This window comes from Luteibacter sp. 22Crub2.1, assembly GCF_900167995.1.
GTDB classification, from domain to species: domain Bacteria; phylum Pseudomonadota; class Gammaproteobacteria; order Xanthomonadales; family Rhodanobacteraceae; genus Luteibacter; species Luteibacter mycovicinus.
The window spans coordinates 43,067-61,696 of sequence record NZ_FUYT01000022.1 but is presented as its reverse complement, the minus strand read 5'-3'; the positions used below and the strand labels follow the sequence as shown (position 1 = coordinate 61,696).

Annotated in this window: 18 protein-coding genes and 1 pseudogene; 11 read left to right on the top strand and 8 right to left on the bottom strand. The window is 66.1% G+C overall.

Going from position 1 to position 18,630, the window contains the following annotated elements; translation table 11 throughout:
* The 3 genes from B5X73_RS21105 to epmB form a co-directional block, all read right to left on the bottom strand.
* Positions 1-272 (bottom strand): helix-turn-helix domain-containing protein (locus B5X73_RS21105; protein WP_139382735.1); only part of this gene is annotated, 272 nt, incomplete at its 3' end.
* A gap of 74 nt (positions 273-346) precedes the next feature.
* Positions 347-2,410 (bottom strand): EAL domain-containing response regulator, encoded by a 2,064-nt coding sequence (locus B5X73_RS19205; protein WP_043694971.1) that lies wholly within the window; start codon positions 2,408-2,410, stop codon positions 347-349.
* 98 nt (positions 2,411-2,508) lie between these two features.
* Entirely contained in the window at positions 2,509-3,534 is a 1,026-nt protein-coding gene (gene epmB / locus B5X73_RS19200; protein WP_079522926.1) for an EF-P beta-lysylation protein EpmB, read from the bottom strand.
* Positions 3,535-3,621: 87 nt separating this feature from the next.
* Here epmB and efp point away from each other — a divergent pair, with 87 nt between their 5' ends.
* The 7 genes from efp (at position 3,622) to folE2 (ending at position 9,186) form a co-directional block, all read left to right on the top strand.
* The gene (gene efp, locus B5X73_RS19195; protein ID WP_036111726.1) at positions 3,622-4,200 is read left to right on the top strand and encodes an elongation factor P; all 579 of its coding nucleotides are present in this window, start codon (positions 3,622-3,624) and stop codon (positions 4,198-4,200) included.
* 120 nt (positions 4,201-4,320) lie between these two features.
* Complete coding sequence (locus B5X73_RS19190) at positions 4,321-5,664, top strand: TRZ/ATZ family hydrolase (protein ID WP_036111728.1); 1,344 nt, start codon at positions 4,321-4,323, stop codon at positions 5,662-5,664.
* Positions 5,657-5,938, top strand: coding sequence for a YciI family protein (locus B5X73_RS19185; protein ID WP_079522925.1), 282 nt, complete (start codon positions 5,657-5,659; stop codon positions 5,936-5,938). The genes B5X73_RS19190 and B5X73_RS19185 overlap by 8 nt, the downstream gene beginning before the upstream one ends.
* A gap of 3 nt (positions 5,939-5,941) precedes the next feature.
* The gene (ubiG, locus tag B5X73_RS19180) at positions 5,942-6,655 is read left to right on the top strand and encodes a bifunctional 2-polyprenyl-6-hydroxyphenol methylase/3-demethylubiquinol 3-O-methyltransferase UbiG (protein ID WP_079522924.1); all 714 of its coding nucleotides are present in this window, start codon (positions 5,942-5,944) and stop codon (positions 6,653-6,655) included.
* Positions 6,652-7,332 (top strand): HAD family hydrolase, encoded by a 681-nt coding sequence (locus B5X73_RS19175; RefSeq protein WP_079522923.1) that lies wholly within the window; start codon positions 6,652-6,654, stop codon positions 7,330-7,332. Before ubiG ends, B5X73_RS19175 begins: the two co-directional genes overlap by 4 nt.
* Entirely contained in the window at positions 7,329-8,165 is an 837-nt protein-coding gene (locus B5X73_RS19170; protein ID WP_079522922.1) for a squalene/phytoene synthase family protein, read from the top strand. Before B5X73_RS19175 ends, B5X73_RS19170 begins: the two co-directional genes overlap by 4 nt.
* Before the next feature lie 97 nt (positions 8,166-8,262).
* Positions 8,263-9,186 carry a GTP cyclohydrolase FolE2 gene (folE2, locus tag B5X73_RS19165; RefSeq protein WP_079522921.1) on the top strand — a complete coding sequence of 308 codons (924 nt, stop codon included), beginning with the start codon at positions 8,263-8,265 and terminating at the stop codon, positions 9,184-9,186.
* A 122-nt stretch (positions 9,187-9,308) separates the two neighbouring features.
* Here the strand turns inward: folE2 and B5X73_RS19160 are convergent.
* The 3 genes and pseudogenes from B5X73_RS19160 to yidD form a co-directional block, all read right to left on the bottom strand.
* Positions 9,309-10,058, bottom strand: a pseudogene (locus B5X73_RS19160) (M23 family metallopeptidase); the annotation flags it as partial.
* A gap of 38 nt (positions 10,059-10,096) precedes the next feature.
* Entirely contained in the window at positions 10,097-11,461 is a 1,365-nt protein-coding gene (locus B5X73_RS19155) for a dihydroorotase (protein ID WP_079522920.1), read from the bottom strand.
* Positions 11,454-11,717, bottom strand: a complete 264-nt coding sequence (gene yidD, locus B5X73_RS19150) for a membrane protein insertion efficiency factor YidD (RefSeq protein WP_239709171.1) — start codon at positions 11,715-11,717, stop codon at positions 11,454-11,456. The genes B5X73_RS19155 and yidD overlap by 8 nt, the downstream gene beginning before the upstream one ends.
* 113 nt (positions 11,718-11,830) lie before the next feature.
* On the opposite strand from yidD, the gene dksA reads away from it, so the two are divergent.
* Positions 11,831-12,847 (top strand): RNA polymerase-binding protein DksA, encoded by a 1,017-nt coding sequence (gene dksA, locus B5X73_RS21425; RefSeq protein WP_254857340.1) that lies wholly within the window; start codon positions 11,831-11,833, stop codon positions 12,845-12,847.
* 184 nt (positions 12,848-13,031) lie between these two features.
* Here dksA and B5X73_RS19135 read toward each other — a convergent pair whose 3' ends face one another.
* Together B5X73_RS19135 and cysS are read right to left on the bottom strand one after the other, a co-directional pair.
* A complete protein-coding gene (locus B5X73_RS19135) occupies positions 13,032-13,463 on the bottom strand; it encodes a SufE family protein (protein ID WP_036111755.1) in 432 nt (143 codons plus the stop codon).
* A complete protein-coding gene (cysS, locus tag B5X73_RS19130; protein WP_079522917.1) occupies positions 13,460-14,839 on the bottom strand; it encodes a cysteine--tRNA ligase in 1,380 nt (459 codons plus the stop codon). The genes B5X73_RS19135 and cysS overlap by 4 nt, the downstream gene beginning before the upstream one ends.
* Before the next feature lie 204 nt (positions 14,840-15,043).
* Here cysS and B5X73_RS19125 point away from each other — a divergent pair, with 204 nt between their 5' ends.
* The 3 genes from B5X73_RS19125 (at position 15,044) to B5X73_RS19115 (ending at position 18,630) form a co-directional block, all read left to right on the top strand.
* Complete coding sequence (locus B5X73_RS19125) at positions 15,044-15,604, top strand: glycine zipper 2TM domain-containing protein (protein ID WP_036111763.1); 561 nt, start codon at positions 15,044-15,046, stop codon at positions 15,602-15,604.
* Positions 15,605-16,352: 748 nt separating this feature from the next.
* Positions 16,353-17,387 (top strand): N-acetylornithine carbamoyltransferase, encoded by a 1,035-nt coding sequence (locus tag B5X73_RS19120; protein ID WP_079522916.1) that lies wholly within the window; start codon positions 16,353-16,355, stop codon positions 17,385-17,387.
* A 37-nt stretch (positions 17,388-17,424) separates the two neighbouring features.
* A complete protein-coding gene (locus B5X73_RS19115) occupies positions 17,425-18,630 on the top strand; it encodes an argininosuccinate synthase (protein WP_036111768.1) in 1,206 nt (401 codons plus the stop codon).

The following is an 18,630-nucleotide window of genomic DNA, read 5'->3' as shown; positions in this document are numbered from 1 at the left end:
CCGGCATTGCGGACGTTGAACAACGCCGTGGCTTGCCTGAGCGACAAACCCTCAGCCTTAATTCGCTGAAGAACTTCCATTTTGAAGGACACGTCGTAATACGTGTGCTTCCGCGACAAACCGGCACGCCCATGCAGTAGGTAGGCATCCCGCCAGCGGCGGACCATCGAATAGTCGAGGCCGTGCCGCATGGCTACCTCTCCGGCCGACGTGGTCCCCTGAGCCGCCTCTTGCGCGACTTTTATCTTGAAAGCAGCGTCGTACTTCGCCATAAAAAAACACCCCAGAGATTGGACGGGTGTCCAACTTCTGGGGTGCAGTTCAGCGATCGCGGGCTTTTTCGTTGTCAGACCGGCATGTATTCCTCGGCCAGCACCTTGGCGGGCTCCTGCAGGAAGTTGCCCTGCACGAAGTCCACGCCGCAGGCGAACAGCAGCGATGTGCTCACCGCATCCTCGACCCATTCGGCGATGGTCTGCTTGCCCGAAGTGTGGCCTTCCTTGCAGATCTCCGCGATCTTCTTCTGATTTTCCGGATGCTGCGGGAGATCCGTCATGAAGCTGCGGTCGATCTTGAGGAAGTCGGCTTCGATGTGATTGAGCATCTGGAACGAGTTGAGGCCGGAGCCGAACTGTTCGATGCCGAACTTGCCGCCCGCCTTGCGCCACGTCGAGACGAATTCCTGGGTCGGGCGCAGGCTGGTGAGCACCTTGGATTCCGGCATCTCGATGACCAGCGTGCTGCGACGCAGCCTGGCCGTATCCAGACGTCGACAGAGCCAGGGCAGCAGATCGCGGTCTTCCAGCGACTGCTGGGTCATCTTTACGAAATACGTGGTCGTCAGACCGTCGTTCTCGCGATGCACCAGCGCGTCGATCGCGTGCCCGAGGACCCAGCGGTCGATCGCGGGCAGCAGTCCGTTGCGCTCCGCCACCGGGAAGAAATACGACGGCAGGACATCGCCCTTGGGCCCGCGCATGCGGACCAGGATCTCGTAGAACTCGCCGGCGGCATCCTGCAGGCTGATGATCTGCTGGTGATAGAGGCGCAGGCCGTCTTTCGCCAGTGCGTCGCGGACGAGGTCGAGCCAGTACTGCTCGCGCTCGGCGTCGGCCTTCTCGCGTGCGCTCGGGTCGTGCAGTTCGACCCGGTTCCCGCCCTGGTTCTGGGCGTTGCGAAGCGCTGCGCTGGCCTGGTCGAGCACGGTGTCGCTGTTGGCGTTCTTCTCGGCCAGCAGGGTGCCGCCGATGGTGATCGTAACGGTCAGCGAGCGGGAGCCCGCATCGAAGATGTGCTCGGAGATCGCGGTGCGCAGGCGCTCGGTGAGAGCCGCGTGCTCCAGATCGCCGCGCGGCCCGAGGATCAGGCCGAGCGTATGGTCGCCAAGGACGCCGGCGACATCCTCGTCGTCGATGGATTCCGCGATGCGCGTGGCGATGGCCGCCAGCAGGGAATCCGCGTTGCCGATACCGGCGCTGGTGACGATGTCCTTCCAGTTGTCCGGCTCGATGAGCAGGACGGCCTGGCCCTCGCGGCCGGCGGCCGCGGCAGCCACGGCTTCATCCACGTGCTCCAGGGTGCGCGCGCGATTGAACAGGCCGGTGACCGGGTCGCGTTGCAGCTGGGCGACCAGTGCGGCGTCGACGATCTGCTGACGGAAGACGATCTGCAGGCAGGCTTCGCTTTCGAAGGTGGCGTGGGCGAATTCCACCATCGCGGTGAAGGTGCTGCCGTCATCGCGGCGCGCCAGCAGTTCGATCGGCGGGGGCGACTTGTCGCCCCTGGAAAGGCCGCGCAGCGTCGTCTTGAAGTCGTCCGCGTGCGTACCGGCGATCAGGTCGAGGATGGGCAGGCCCAGGATATCGTCGAAGTCGGCAAAGCCGAAGGCATCGAGGTAGGCCTGATTCACACGCACGTGCATGCCTTCGTGCACGTAGGCGATGGCATCGCGCGACGAATCGAGCAGGGAGTCGCAGCGTCGCTCGGTCTCGCGCAGCGACGTCTCGAGGCGACGCACCTGGCGCCGCGTTGAGAGCGACTCGAACTCGCGCAGGACGATCGCAAGGATCTGGTCCGGGCGCTTGCGCAACGCCACGCCGCGGCAGCCGTTGGCGAAGAGATCGGCGACCGCATCGTCCTGCAGGCCATCGACGATGGCGATGAGCGCGAGGTCGCGGCCGCTGGCATCGAGCTGGCGCATGACGGCACCGGCATCGATGCCGGGCACGTTCGGATTCAGAAGCACCAGGTCGGGCACGAGCTCGTCGAGCGAGGCCTGGATGCCCGCCGCGTCGACCGCCCGGGCGGGGCGCACGGCGATGCCGCCATTGCGCAGTACGTTGATCAAAAGCTCGGCGTCTTCCACCGAGTCTTCGATGAAGAGGATCCTGATGACGTTGTCGTGTTTCATGCCGTTCCGCTTACCGCTGTTCCACCCGACGAACCCGTGAACCGGCCCGCTCCCCCCTTGTCGCGGCCCGGTCACTCTCGTACCGGGTAGGGGACATACTAGCGCGCGAAATCGGCAATGGGGCGCTTCGAAGGGTCGCCCTGCAATTCACGCACGAGTTTTGGGACGAGGTACCCGGGGAGCCTTGCACGCAGGGCGTCGACGAGGCGCAGAGCCGTCTCATCGTCGACCTCGAAATGGGCGGCCCCCGCCACCTTGTCCAGCTGGTGCAGGTAATAGGGCAGCACCCCGGCGGCGAAGGACCGCTCACACAGGTCGGTGAGAATATCCGCATCGTCATTGATGCCGCGAAGCAGGACCGACTGGTTGAGCAGGGTGGCGCCAGCATCGCGAAGGCGTGCGCAGGCGGCATCGACCGAGGCGTCGAACTCGTTGGCGTGGTTGGCGTGCAGGACCACGACCTTCTGCAGCGGCAGGCTGGACAGCCAGGTCGTGAACTCGTCGTCCACCCGCTCCGGCAACACGACCGGCAGGCGCGTGTGGATGCGCAGGCGGATGACGTGAGGCATTTCCGCCAGGCCCCGGGTGAGTTCGGCGAGCTTGTGCGTGGCCAGTGACAGGGGATCGCCGCCGGACAGGATCAGCTCCCGGATCGACGTGTCGGCCTTCACATGCGTGAGGGCCTCCCGCCACTGGGCGGCGGCGGCGATTTCTTCTCCGTACGGGAAGTGCCGGCGAAAGCAGTACCGGCAATTGACCGCGCAGCTGCCGCTGGCGATCAGCAGGGCCCGTCCATCGTACTTGTGCAGCACCCCGTGGCCCGTCCGGGAGGCCATGTCGCCCACGGCGTCCACGGTAAAGCCCTCGGCCATGTCGTGCTCGGCGCGGCGCGGGAGCACCTGGAGCAGGAGTGGGTCGCTGGCGTCCCCCTGATGCATCCGGGCCGCGAAACCGCGGGGCACACGCAGGGGAAACCCGGCGTCATCGGGGGGCAGGAGGTCGGTGCGTGCGTCCAGGCCGACGGCCCGCAGGAGCTCGCCGGCGTCCGTGATGGCGTCCCGCCACAGCTCGCGCCAGCCCGGGGAAGGCGACGATAGGCGGGAAGTGGGGCTTGCGGTTATCATTGTGGACCTTGGATCGGGCGCTTTGGCCCGTGACAGACCCTATTTTAGCCGCCCAGCGGGGCGGATATAACTCTGGAGCAGATACAGATGGGCATGCTGGGCCTCAACGACGTCAAAACGGGCAAGAAGATCATCCACAACGGCGATCCCTGGATCATCACCGAAGCGGACTTCATCAAGCCGGGTAAGGGCCAGGCGTTTACCCGTATCCGTATCCGCAACCTCAAGGACGGTCGCACGACCGAGCAGACGCTCAAGTCGAGCGACTCGTATGAAGAGGCCGATGCCGTCGATACGGATGCCAGCTTCTCGTACGTCGAGGGTACCGGCAACGATCGCGAATGGATCTTCATGCAGAGCGAGACCTACGACCAGCACCGCGCCAGCCTGGCGGCGATGGGCGACGCGTGGAAGTGGCTCAAGGGCGACGAAGAGTGCGTCATCACCCTCTTCAACGGCAATATCATCGCCGTGCAGGCGCCGAAGTTCGTCGAGCTGAAGATCACCGAGACCGATCCGGGCGTCCGTGGCGATACCTCGGGCGGCGGCGGCAAGCCGGCCACGCTCGAGACCGGTGCCGTGGTCCGCGTGCCGCTGTTCGTCAATCAGGACGAAATCATCAAGGTCGATACCCGCACCGGCGAGTACGACAGCCGCGTCAAGTAAGGCACGGCGTCTGTTGGTCGAATCGGCACGGCTGCCTTCCAGGCGCCGTGCCGATTTGTTTATGGGGTTTGCGCCCGATATGTTCCGAGAGTCCTGGTACCCCGCATCCCTGAGGCAGAAATGACTTCCAGCCCCACACCGATCGACCTTCTTATCGAAGCCCGCTGGGTCGTTCCCATCGAGCCGCATGGCGTGGTCCTCGACGACCATGCCGTCGCTGTGCACGGCGGCGAGATCGTCGCGATCCTGCCTGCCGACGAGGCCCGCGCGGCGTACGCGCCCGAAGAGCGCGTCATCCTCGAAGAACACGCGCTGATCCCCGGCCTGATCAACGCCCACACGCACAACCCCATGACTCTGCTGCGCGGTCTGGCCGACGACCTGCCGCTGATGACGTGGCTGCAGGAGCACATCTGGCCGGCCGAAGCGCGCGTCATGGGACACGACTTCATCCGTGACGGCGTGGAACTGGCCGTGGCCGAAATGATCCGCGGCGGCACCACCTGCGCCAACGAAAACTATTTCTTCCCCGACGTGATCGCCGCGACCTATCGCAAGATGGGCTTTCGCGCCGTCATCGGCCTGCCGGTCATCGATTTCCCGACGCCCTGGGCGAAGACCTCCGATGAATACTTCAGTCGCGCGGTCGAGGTCCACGATTCCCTGCAAGGCGAGCCGCTGCTGACCACGGCCTTCGTGCCGCACGCGCCGTATACGGTGTCGGACGAGAATTTCGAGCGCATCCGCGTGCTGTCCGACCAGCTCGATATCCCGGTGCATCTGCATACGCACGAGACCGCGCAGGAAGTGGAGGAGGCCGTCGCGAAGGACGGCATGCGTCCGTTCGAACGTCTGCGTAAGCTCGGCATCGTCAACGAGCGGCTGGTCGCCGTGCATATGACCCAGCTGACCGATGGTGAGATCGCGGCGTGTGCCGCGGCGGGCGTGTCGGTCGTGCATTGTCCGGAGTCCAACCTCAAGCTGGCATCCGGCTTCTGCCCGGCGGAGAAGCTGCGCACCGCGGGCGTCAACGTCTGCATCGGCACCGATGGCTGCGCGTCCAACAACGATCTCGACATGTTCGGCGAGATGCGCACGGCGGCGATGCTGGCCAAGGCCGTCGCGCAGGACGCCGCGGCGTTCGACGCCGCCTTCGCGCTTCGCGCCGCGACGCTCAACGGCGCAAAGGCCATCGGCCTCGGCGACCGCGTCGGCTCCATCGAGCCGGGCAAGCGCGCCGACCTGACCGCGGTTCGCCTGGATGCCCTCGAGACGCAGCCGCTTTACCACGTGGCCTCGCAGCTCGTGTACGCCACCGGCCGTCATCAGGTGAGCGACGTGTGGATCGACGGCCAGCGCAAGCTCGTCGCCGGCGAGCTCGTCGGCATCGATACCGCCGCGATCCGCGAAAAAGCGCGTTTCTGGCGCCAGCGTATCGCCGCCGGGGATCAGCCCGATGAGTGAGGCGACCCACCTCTACCTCGTAATGGCGATGCGCAACCCGACCTTTCAGGCGGAGGCGGGGCAGGCGCACCAGACGTTTCTCGCCGGACTGATCGAGCGCGGCGAACTCGACATGACCGGCCCGTTCACCGACGGGTCCGGCGGAGCCTACCTGCTGCGTGCCGCCAGCCTCGACGAGGCGACGCGCATCGCGCACGCCGACCCGTTGCACATCACGGGTTCTTCCACGCTCACCGTCCACGAATGGCGTTTCCGCCGTTTTCCGGAGCCTTGAATCATGCAAACCGAAACCACCGCCAACGTCAGTCCGGAAGAGATCGCCCGCTTCGAAAAGCTCGCTGCGCGCTGGTGGGATCCCGACGGTGAATCGCGCCCGCTGCACGACCTCAACCCGGTGCGTGCCGCGTATGTCGGTGGCCGTGCGAACCTGCGCCGCGCGAAGGTCGCCGACGTGGGCTGCGGTGGCGGATTGCTCAGCGAAGCGCTGGCGCGCGCGGGAGCCCATGTCACCGCGATCGATCTCGGCGCGAAGCTGATCGAGATTGCGAAGCTGCACCTCTTCGAGTCCAGCCTTCAGGTCGATTATCGCGTGCAGTCGTCCGATGCCCTGGCCGCGGCCGAACCTGCCTCGTTCGACGTGGTCTGCTGCATGGAGATGATCGAGCACGTGCCCGATCCGCTGGTGCTGATCCGGGACCTCGCCGGCATGCTCAAGCCGGGCGGCCAGCTCTTTCTGTCGACGCTCAATCGCACGCCGGCCGCATTCGGCGCGGCGATCGTCGGCGCGGAATACCTCATGCGTCTGCTGCCGCGCGGTACGCATCACTACGCGCAGTTCCTCAAGCCGTCGGAAGTCGCGGGCATGCTGCGCCGCTTCGACCTCGAGCTCGAAGACCTGCGTGGCCTCGCTTACAACCCGCTCACGCGCAACGCGAGCCTGTCGTCCAATACGTCGGTGAACTACGTGCTGGCGGCGAGGAAGGTCGCGTGAGCGGACTGCCGTTCAAGCCGGAAGGTGTGTTCTTCGATCTGGATGGCACCTTGCTCGACAGCGCGCGCGATCTGTACGCCGCCGCCGTCGATCTGTGTGCGGAGCAGGGCGTTACGCCACCGTCTTACGACGACGTCCGCCCGGTGGTGTCGCGTGGATCGCGCGCGATCATCGCGGTGGCTTTTCCGGAGCTCGACGCCGACGCGATCATGCGGCTCGTGCCGCGTTACCTCGCGATCTACGAAGCGAACATGGCCCGCCACACGATTCCGTTCGACGGCGTCGAACCGCTGCTCGCCGGTATCGACGCGGCCGGTATCCGCTGGGGCGTCGTGACCAACAAGCCCGGGTTCCTGACGGATGCGCTGCTGCCTCAGGCGGTACCGCACTGGAAGCCCGCCGCGGTGGTCTCCGGCGATACGCTGCCGGTGAAGAAGCCCGACCCGGCGCCCGTATTGCACGCGTATGCGATCGCCGGCTGCGATCCCGCCCGTTCGGTGTTCGTCGGCGACGATCGTCGCGACATCCTTGCCGGCAAGGCGGCCGGCTCGTTCACCGTGGCGGTGCGCTGGGGCTACCTCGATGGTGGCGATCCCGACAGCTGGGGTGCGGACGCGGTCATCGATCACCCGGGCGAACTGGCCGCGCTGCTGGGCGTCGGGGAGGCGGTGGCGTGAGCGACGGCGCGACCCAGAGCTATATCGACAAGTGGCTGGCGGTGCAGCCGCAGCAGCGCATCGCGCTCGGTTTCGTCGACGAGCGCGTGCGCGATGAGCACGTGGCGCTTGCCGCCTTCGAACAGGAACTGATCGCGTCCGCTTATGGCATCCGGGAGCCGCAGGTGGCTGCGGCCAAGCTGCAGTGGTGGGCCGAAGAACTCTCCGGCGCGCCCGCCAGTGGCGGCCGGCATCCGCTGACCAAGCAACTGTTTGCGAGCGAGCGTGCGCGTCGTATTCCCGCGTCGGTCTGGATCGCTCCCGTGCTGGCCGCGATGGCCCAGCTCGAGCAGGGCACCTCGTCGGACTTCAGTGCCCAGGTATCGGCGGCCAGCGGTCTGCATGGCGCGCTGGCGACGCTCGAAACCGCGTGGTGGTTCGGCCCTGATGCATCTGCCGACGCGGCGTCACGGGTGGCCACGCTGTCGCACCTGGTCTTCGCGCTCTCGCGCCTGGAACTCGATGCGGAGCGCGAGCGCCTGCCGTTGCCGATGTCGCGCCTGGCGCGGCACAGCCTGTCGCGAGGTCAGCTGAAAGACGATACACCGGCCCGGCGCGACGCCATCCGCGCCCAGCTGACCGAACTCGCCGCCGGTCTGAAGGCCGCGCTGGCCCTGAATCAGCCGCTGAGCACCTTCCGCGGACTCGAGGGCCGTACGGCCCTGGCGACGGCCCGAGGCGCGGCCAAAGCCGCCGAACCGTTCGCCGAACTGCACCGTCGGCAGTCGCGCACGGGACCGGCGACGGCTCTGCGGGCCTGGCGCGCGGCCCGTCGCGCGGGTCGGTTGGGCTGAACGCACCGTTTCCCGGCACCCACCATTGAGCCCGTGAGTCGGGCCCCCATCTCGGCACGGTAGGCCGGATACGACTGGCCCCCTAGGATATTCTCCGATGTACATCCACGATTCCCCCACTCGCCTGCTGCCTGACGTCGCCTCTCAGGAACACGCGCTCGCCCTCGGTACGCTCGACTGGGTGGGTATGGACGGCATGGAAATGCCGGTCGCGTTCGATGCCGGCGACGGCGACGTGCGGTCCACCGGCGCCCGCGTCGGTGCCTTCGTCAATCTCACCAAAGCGGAGGCGCGCGGCATCCACATGTCACGCCTCTACCTGCTGGTCTCCGAGGCGCTATCGGCCGGACCGCTGACGATCGACGGCATCAGGCGTCTGCTGAACGACTTCCTGAGTTCGCATGAGGGGCTGTCGGACCACGCGCGGATCACGATCGGCTTCGACCACCTCGTCCGTCGCCATGCGTTGCGCAGCGACAACAGCGGCTGGCGCTCCTATCCGATCACGATCGATGCGACGCTCACGGGAGAGACCTTCCGCCTCGAGATCGTCACCGACGTGGTCTACTCGTCGACCTGTCCCGCCTCCGCCGCGCTGTCACGCCAGCTTATCCAGGACAATTTCGCCAGCACGTTCGCGGCCGGTCAGCCGCTGGACCGGGAAACGATCCTCGCCTGGCTGGGCACGGAGAAGGGCATCGTGGCGACCCCGCATGCCCAGCGCAGCACGGCCACGATCCGCGTGCGTCCCGCCGGCGACGGCGTCTTCCCGCTGATCACGCTGATCGACAACGTGGAGGCCGCGCTCGGGACTCCCGTCCAGACGGCGGTCAAGCGTGCGGACGAGCAGGCGTTCGCACTGGCCAATGGCCAGAACCTGATGTTCTGCGAAGACGCCGCCCGTCGTATCCAGAAGACGCTGGAGGCCGACCGCAATGTCGCCGACTTCCACGTCCGCGTGGCCCATCACGAGAGCCTGCACCCGCACGACGCCGTGGCGTTTGCCAGCAAGGCGCGCTAGCGCCTTGCGTTGTAGGAGCGAGCCCTGCTCGCGAAGCTCTTTGCCCCGCCCGCGCAGACCCGCGCGAACGTCGGTCGCGAGCAGGGCTCGCTCCTGCAATGGACGCGGCTACAGGCGACCTGTCAGTGAATCCCAGGCAGCAGCAACGGATCCAGCCGCGTTCCGAACCAGTTGAAGCCCCAGTGCACATGGGGTCCCGTCGCGCGTCCGGTCTTCCCGGCCGCACCGATGATCTGCCCCTGACGCACATGCTCACCGACCCGCACGTCGATCCGTGACAGGTGCAGGAAGTTCGACGACAGGCCGAAGCCGTGGTCGAGCAGCACGGTGCCGCCGGTGAGATAGAGATCCGGGCTGGCGAACGTGATGATGCCGTCCGCGGGTGCTTTCACCGGCGTGCCTTCAGGTACGGCGATGTCCATGCCCGAGTGTGGCGCCTTCGGGTCACCGTTATAGATGCGCTGATTGCCGAAGCGCCCGCTGATACGACCCGTCACCGGCCAGATGAAGCCGTGGGCGAAGTCCTCGCGCGTATCGTCACGGTTACGTGCCGCGACCACCCCGGCCTGCTCGCGTTCGATGCGCGCCGCGATGTCCGGCGGCGGGTTCACCGTCTTCGGCGGCACACCCTCGACGCGCTCGATCGGCCAGTCGCGAGGGGTGACCTCGACCACCCGTTTCTCCGTGCCGACAGTGACGACGATGGGACCTTTCTCATCCCGTCCGGCACCGAAGACGAAGATGCCGTCGTCGCCGACATGCACGGGCTTGCCGGCGACGGTGACGTGAGAGCCCCGGGGCGCGTGGCCGATGACCAGCCCGCCCTGCGACACCGTCGAGGGCAGGTCGGGGACCGCGGCCGCGGCGGCCGCGGTCATCCACAGAGCGAGTGCAGCGCTTGCGATTTTCCTCATGCCTTGGCCGCACCACTCGCCGGTCGGTCGAACGTCAGGCGCTGGCCACGGACATCGCCGTCGACGGTCTTGCCGTCGAAAACACGGTGTCCATTGACGAAGGTCGACACGATGCTGCTCGAGAACGTCTCACCCTCGAACGGCGACCAGCCGCACTTCGAGAGAACTTCCTCGCGTGTCACGGTGTGCTTTTTCTTCGGGTCGACCAGGACCAGATCGGCCGCGTAGCCCTCGCGCAGGTAGCCGCGGTTCTCGACGTCGAACAGCTTGGCCGGTGCGTGACAAACCGCCTCGACCACACGCTCGAGCGTGAGCTTGCCTTCATGCACGCGCTCGAGAGCGGCCTGCAGCGCGAACTGCACGAGCGGCAGGCCCGACGGCGCCTTGTCGTACTTCTGTGCCTTTTCTTCCAGCAGATGCGGCGCGTGGTCGGTGGCCAGGACGTCGAGTCTGCCTTCGGCGAGAGCTTTGGTAATCGCGTCGCGATCGGCCTCGTCCTTGATCGCGGGGTTGCACTTGATGAAAGAACCCTTCGCGTCATAGTCGGCCTTGCCGCCGAAGTGCAGGAAGTGCACGCAGGTTTCCGCCGTGATGCGCTTGCCCTCGATCGGGCCCGGCTCGAACAGCGCCAGTTCGTCGGCCGTGGAGATATGCAGCACGTGCAGGCGGGTGTTGTGCTTTTTCGCCAGCGAAATCGCCAGACGGGTGGACTTGATGCAGGCCTCACGCGAGCGGATATGCGGGTGCTCCCACATCGGGATGTCGTCGCCGTACTTTTCGTGCGCCCTGGCGAGGTTCTCGTCGATCATCGGCGTGTCTTCGCAGTGCGTGATGATCGGTACCGGGGTGTCGCGGAAGATGCCGTCGAGGGTCTCCGGGTTGTCCACCAGCATGTTGCCGGTCGACGCACCCATGAAGACCTTCACGCCGGGGGCGGCCTTCGGATCGAGCGCGCGGATCGCATCGAGGTTGTCGTTGCTGGCGCCCATGTAGAAGGCGTAGTTGACGACGGAGGACTTGGCGGCGAGCTCGTACTTGTATTCCAGCGAATCGCGGTCCAGTGCGGGCGGCTTGGTGTTGGGCATTTCCATGAAGCTGGTGATGCCGCCTGCCGCGCAGGCGCGCGACTCGTGCGCCAGGTCCGCCTTCTGCGTGAGACCCGGCTCACGGAAGTGCACCTGATCGTCGATCATTCCGGGCAGCAGCCAGAGGCCCGTGGCGTCGATAACCTGTTCGTCACGTTCCGTTGCCAGATGCTGCGCAATCGTCGCGATTTTTCCGTCACGGACACGTAAGTCGGCGGTGAACCGGCGGCCTTCGTTGATCAGTTCGGCGTTCTTGATGAGCCAGGCATCAGTCATGGGTATCAGCTCCTTGGGCGCCACATCGGCGCAGGACGAATTGGTCGGGGACGGGGTCGTGGCCGCCTTCACACAGCGGCTGGCAGCGCAGGATGCGCCAGGTTCCCAGAACCGTGCCACGTGCCGGCCCGAAACGGGCTATGGCGACGCGGGCATAATCGGAACAGGATGGATGGAAGCGGCATCGGGCCCCGAGGAGGGGACTGAGCCACCGTTTGTAGAAGGAAATCAGGATTAAGAGGAGGCGGGTCACTATGAGTCCGGTGTCGACCGGCGTAAGCCAGAAGACAGTATCCCAGAAGAGAGGTTGCTGGGGTAACGCTTCTGGGCTATAACACCCCGCCGCCACGGCCACCGAGGTGAAGGATTATGGCGAAAAACGCTAGCAGTTCCGCAGCCGCCAAGGGCGCCGCCAAGAAGGGCGGCGCGGGCGACGTGAAGACGGCCAAAACGGTTGTGGCCGGGGTAAAGGCGGCGAAGGCGCCGGCGAAGAAGGCAGCGGTCAAGGCCGCGCCGGTGAAATCCGCCGCGCCCGCGAAAAAGGCCGTGGCGAAGACACCCGCCAAGGCCGCGCCCGTCAAGAACGCCAAGCCGGCGGCCAAGGCGCCCGTTAAAACGGCGACAAAACCAGCGGCTTCCCATGCGGCTCCCGCCGCGACGAAATCCACCGCTCCCGCCGTAAGTAAGGCGGCAGCGGCCAAGACCAAGCCGACGCCGGCCAAGGCCGCGCCGGCTCCCGCTCCAACGCCGGCGGCGAAGTCATCCGCCCCGGCCCACGATGCACCGACGCCCGCCCAGGGCAGGACGGCATCGGCCGTTGCCGCTACACCGCCGCGGAGTGCCTCCGCGGTGGGTAGCGCTACCTCATCCAGTAACGAGAATTCCACGCACTCCAGCATGAACAGCACCACTTCCCACACCGCCGACAACGGCATCACGCGCGAAGACGGCCGCTATGCGCTGCCGGCTTCGACTGTCATCGACCTGCCGAAGGGTTACAAGCCGGGTCCCGACGAGGAGTACATGAGTCCTCGTCACCTGGCCTATTTCCGCAACAAGCTGAAGGACTGGCGCGACCAGCTGGTCGAAGAATCCCGCCAGACCATGGACAACCTCCGTGAGGAAGTCCGCGACGTGGGTGACGAAGCGGAGCGCGCCACGCGCGAGACCGAGAACTCGCTCGAGCTGCGCACCCGCGATCGCTACCGCAAGCTGATCTCCAAGATCGACAAGGCCCTGCGCCGGATCGAGGAAGGCCGCTACGGTTTCTGCGAAGAGACCGACGAGGAAATCGGCGTGGAGCGTCTCGACGCCCGCCCGATCGCCACGCTGACGCTCGATGCACAGGAGCGCCGCGAGCACCTGCAGAAGCAGATGGGCGACTGATCGCCTGTTTCATCGCGGTATAAAAAAACCCTCGCGAGCGATCGCGAGGGTTTTTTCTTGCCTGCTGTCGTAGGAGCGCGCCCTGCGCGCGAAAGGCATCGCGCGCAGGGCGCGCTCCTACAGGTGACGTCAGCGCCGCGCGGCCGCGTGCAAGTCACGTCAGCGTCGCGCGGACGCGTACAGGTCACGCCAGCGTTGCGGCCGCGTAGGCCTTCAGTTTGACCAGCATCGCCGCCAGACCATTCGACCGGGTGGGCGACAGATGCTTGGCCAGCCCGATGTCCTGGATGAAGCTCGGCTCGGTGTCCACGATCTCGCGGGCCGACCGGTCGGAGTACACGCGCAGCACCAGCGCGATGAGGCCCGAGACGATCGCCGAATCGCTGGCGGCGTCGAAATGCATCTTCGAGGCATCGCCCGAGGGAATCAGCCAGACCATGGACTGGCAGCCGTGGACCCGGTTCTCTTCCGTCTTGCGCTCATCGGGAAAGGCGGGCAGCTGGCGGCCGAGGTCGATCAGGTACTGGTAGCGTTCCGTCCAGTCGCTGAAAAAGGCGAACTCTTCGGCGATGGCTGCCTGGGCCTCGAGGGCGGTGGATTCGATCGGCTCGCTCATGCTTTCACCACACTCCAGCGCGTGCCCTGTGCGCCGTCTTCAATGGCGATGCCCAGCTCCCTGAGCTGGTCGCGGATGGCGTCCGAGCGCGCGAAGTCCTTCGCGGCACGAGCCGCCCGGCGCTCTTCCAGCAAGGCCTCGATGGCGGCCTCGTCGATGCATTCGCCCGGGTTGCCCTGACGGAACCAGGTTTCCGGGTCTTCCTGCAGCAAGCCGAGCAGACCGGCGCCGCCCAGCAGCGCCGCCTTGGCGGCGGCACGCTCGTCGCCCGTGGCGCGGCGTGCCGCGTCGGCGAGCTGGGAGATCTCGGCCAGGGCCTGCGGGGTGTTGAGGTCGTCGCACAGGGCCGCTTCGACGGCCGCCGGCACGACCGCAGCGCCGGCATCGACATCCGCCATGTCGCGCAGGGCGCCGTACCAGCCGTCCAGCGTACGCACGGACTGGGTGAGTGCGCTTTCCGACCAGTCCAGCGGCTGGCGGTAATGCCCGCGCAGGAGCATCAGGCGCAGCGCTTCGCCGGGGTGTCTGCCCAGCAGTTCGTGCAGCTGAAGCACGTTGCCCAGCGACTTCGACATCTTGCGACCGTCGAAGGTCAGCATGCCGTTATGCAGCCAGTAGCGCGCAAAGGTCTTGCCGCCGTGGGCGCAGACGCTCTGGGCGATTTCGTTTTCGTGGTGCGGGAACGTCAGGTCGACGCCGCCGGCATGGATGTCGATGGTCTCACCCAGATGGGCTTCGCTCATGGCCGAGCACTCGATGTGCCAGCCCGGACGGCCACGGCCCCAGGAACTGTCCCAGCCGGGCAGGGTGGCGTCGGAGGGCTTCCAGAGCACGAAGTCACCGGGGCTCTTCTTGTACGGAGCCACCTCGACGCGGGCGCCGGCGATCAGGTCCTCCGGGTCGCGACCGGAAAGGGCGCCGTACTCGGCATACGACTCCACATGGAAGAGGACATGGCCCTCGGCCTCGTAGGCGTGGCCGGAGGCGATCAGGCGCTCGATCATCGCCACGATCTGTGGAATGTGGTCCGTGGCGTGGGGTTCGACGTCCGGCGCCGCGACGCCCAGCCGGGCCATGTCCTCACGATAGGCCTGAGTGAATCGCTCGGTGATCTGACCGATCGGCACGCCCGCGGCGGACGCGGCGGCGTTGATCTTGTCGTCGACGTCGGTGATGTTCCGCGCGTACACGAGATTCGGGTAGTGGCGGCGGATCAGCCGCGCCAGCACGTCGAACACGACCGGCGGCCGGGCATTGCCGATATGGATGTAGTTGTAGACGGTCGGCCCACAGACGTACATCGTCACCCGGTTCGGATCGATCGGGGTGAACGCCTCCGTGCGGCGCGACAAGGTGTTGTAGAGCGAGATCGGCATCGTGGATCCGTGGACGGGCGCGGCGGGCGGCCGGTCGCAGATAGTAACAAGCCCGCCGCCTTCCCGGGCGCACGCACGTGCCGCGAATCGGTTGACATCGTGCGTGAATTCGCCCGCGCGAGGTTCTAAGCGTGGATTCAGCGTGAACTTGATGAAATGCGTACCAGTAGGCGCGCCCGTGCGCCTGGCTGGAGGTTTTCCTACATGTCTCGCCTGCTTATCCCTGCGCTCATCCTCGCCGTTTTCGCCTCTGGCGCCAGCGCCCAGGACGGCCGCTATGCGCCACCGCCGCCACCCCCGGGTGCCGTGGGTCCGGATGACAACACCCATTTCGGCTGGGCCGACGTGCTGCGCGTGGACCCCGTCTACGGCGTCGCGCGTGTCGAGACGCCGCGTCAGGAGTGCTACGACCAGCCAGTCGTCCGTCGTGAGTCCAGCGGTAACAGCACCGCCGGGACCATCCTCGGCGCGGTGGTCGGTGGTGTCCTGGGCAACACCGTCGGCAAGGGCGACGGCCGCAAGGCCGCCACCGTGGTCGGCGCGGTGGCCGGCGGCGCCGTGGGCAACAACATCTCCCACAACGGCGACCGCACTTACGAGAGCACCGAAACCCGCTGCCGCGATGTCAGCTCGGTCTCCGAGCAGCGCCGCATCGCCGGTTACGATGTCGAATACCGCTACCGCGGTGAGGTCTACGTCTCGCGCCTGAACTACGACCCGGGCGAGCGCCTGCGGGTCCGCGTCAACGTGGCGCCGGCGGACTGAGCGCCTCGCCATGATGTCGAGAAAGGCCGCGAGCGATCGCGGCCTTTTTTTGGGCGCGCGTCGGGGCACGGGCGGGGGGCGGGGGCGGGGGCGGGTGCCATTCTCGTCGCTAAGTCCTCCTCCGGCCTTCGCCTACGTGCGGAAGCGCTCCGAGAACGACACCCGCCCCCGCCCTCCGAACCGAGAGGTTGCGGGTGGGGAAAGCGGCGAGCACGAGCATGAGGCGTGATCCGTGCGTGCGGTGCTGCCCACGATGTCGATCAGCGCGGCGCGCGCAGGTTCCGCGATTTTGCCGTCTTCCAGTTGCCCTGTCGCGTTGGAAGGGAGTGGTCGGCTGCCGTTCTTGGAGCGCTTCCGCACGAAGGCGAAGGCCGTAGGAGGACTTAGCGACAAGAATGGCAGCCGACCGCTCCCGTGCCTCAGTGCGAGCACTCCCACGGCGATGGCGAAGCCGAGCCCGAAGCCATGTTGCGCAACGCACCAAATCCCGGCATGATCGGGGTTCTGCCTTTGCCGACCCTGCCGTGTCCCATACCGTCTACACCGCCGTTGTCTTCACTAGCGCCCGCATGGCCGCTGGAATGACGTCGCGTGCTCGTCGACCGTACATCGGACATTCGGCCGGGTAGGCTGTCGCGCGCATTTCATTCGCATCGACTAAAAAACCCGGCCCCGTGCCGGGTTTTTTCGTTTCCGATTCCTGATATTCCACCCACGGCCCCCGGGCCACCGACCGATCTGGACCGCCATGACCGTTCGCCACTTCCTCAATACCCAGGACTACAGCCGCGCCGAGATCGACGCCCTGCTCGAGCAGGCCGCCGAATTCAAGCGCTCGCCGCAGGGTCAGCAGCTGGCTGGCAAGTCGATCGCGCTGATGTTCTTCAACCCCTCCATGCGGACCCGGACCAGCTTCGAGCTGGGCGCGTTCCATCTGGGCGGGCACGCCGTGGTGCTCTCCCCGGGCAAGGACGCGTGGCCGATCGAGTTCGAGGTCGGTACGGTGATGGACGGCGATACGGAAGAGCACATCGCCGAGGTTGCCCAGGTGCTGTCGCGCTACGCGGACATCATCGCCGTGCGCGCCTTCCCCAAATTCGTCGACTGGCAGGTGGATCGTCAGGACATCGTCCTTAAGGCGTTCGCGCGCTACGCCTCCGTGCCGGTGATCAACATGGAGACGATCACCCATCCCTGCCAGGAGCTGGCCCATGCGCTGGCCATGAAGGAGCATCTGGGGGATCTCCAGAACAAGAAATACGTGCTGACGTGGACCTACCATCCGAAGCCGCTGAACACGGCGGTGGCCAATTCGGCGCTGATGATCGCGACCAGGATGGGTATGGATGTGACGCTGCTGTGCCCGACGCCGGAATATATTCTCGACGAGCGCTACATGGAGTTCGCAAAGCAGAACGCGGCCGAGAACGGCGGCTCGCTGCAGGTGTCCCATGACATCGAATCGGCGTACAGCGGCGCGCACGTGATCTACGCGAAGAGCTGGGGTGCGATTCCTTACTTCGGTCGCTGGGACGAAGAAAAGGCCATTCGTGACGCCAACAAGCACTTCATCGTCGACGAGGCCAAGATGGCGCTCACCGACAACGGCCTGTTCAGTCACTGCCTCCCGCTGCGCCGGAACATCAAGGCGACGGACGCGGTGATGGACTCACCGGCGTGCATCGCCATCGACGAAGCCGAAAACCGCCTGCACGTGCAGAAGGCGGTGATGGCTTCGCTCATCTCGCACGCGTCGGGCGCGAAGTCCGGCCTCGGTTTCTGATTCGCTCTTTCCCTTTTCCCTTATTTTTGGAGCCAGCATGTCCAGCAAAGATATCGTTCTCGCGTTTTCCGGCGGCCTCGACACCAGCTTCTGCGTCCCGTACCTGATGGAGCGCGGCTATGCCGTGCACACCGTGTTCGTCGACACCGGCGGCGTTTCGGCGGAAGAGCGTGAGTACATCGAGCAGCGCGCGACCGAACTGGGCGCCGCCTCGCACCGCACCGTCGATGCCTCGCAGGCGATCTGGGACACCTTCGTCACCCCGCTGATCTGGGCCGGCGAGTTCTATCAGGGCCAGTACCCGCTGCTGGTGTCCGATCGCTACCTCATCGTGAAGGCCTCGCTGGAGCGTTGCGACGAGCTCGGCACCAAGCTGTTCGCTCACGGCTGCACGGGCATGGGCAACGACCAGGTGCGCTTCGACCTGACCGTTCGCGCCCTTGGCGATTACACGATCGTCGCGCCGATCCGCGAGATCCAGCGCGAGCACACCCAGGTCCGCGCGTACGAGCAGAAGTACCTGGAAGACAAGGGCTTCGAAGTCCGCGCCAAGACCAAGCACTACACGATCAACGAGAACGTGCTGGGCGTGACCATCTCCGGCGGCGAGATCGACGCCTGGGAAATTCCGGGCGAAGGCGCGATCGGCTGGTGCGCACCGCGCGCCGAATGGCCGTCCGAACCGCTGCGTATCGAACTCGGCTTCGAGAAGGGTGTAGCCACCTCGCTCAACGGTAAGGCCGCCACCGGTCCCGAGATTCTCGCCTTCCTCAACCGCGAACTGGCGAAGTACGGCGTGGGTCGCAGCCTGTACACCGGCGACACCAACATCGGCCTGAAGGGCCGCATCGTGTTCGAGGCGCCGGCACTGACCGCGCTGCTCACCGCGCACCGCGCGCTGGAAGAAACCGTGCTGTCGAAGCAGCAGAACCGCTTCAAGCCGGAAATCGGCCGCAAGTGGACGGAAGTCGCGTATGAAGGCTTTTTCAACGATCCGATCAAGGCCGACCTCGAGGCTTACCTCGTGTCGACGCAGCGCAAGGTCGACGGCAAGGTCATCGTCGAGACCCGCGGCGGTTCCATCTACGCCGTGAAGGTCGAATCGAAGAACCTGCTGCACTCGTCCAAGGCGACGTACGCGCAGGCTGCCGACTGGGGCGTCGCCGAGGCCGAGGGCTTCATCAAGCTCTACGGCATGAGCTCGACGATCTGGGCGGAAGTCGACCGCGCCAACGGGAACTGA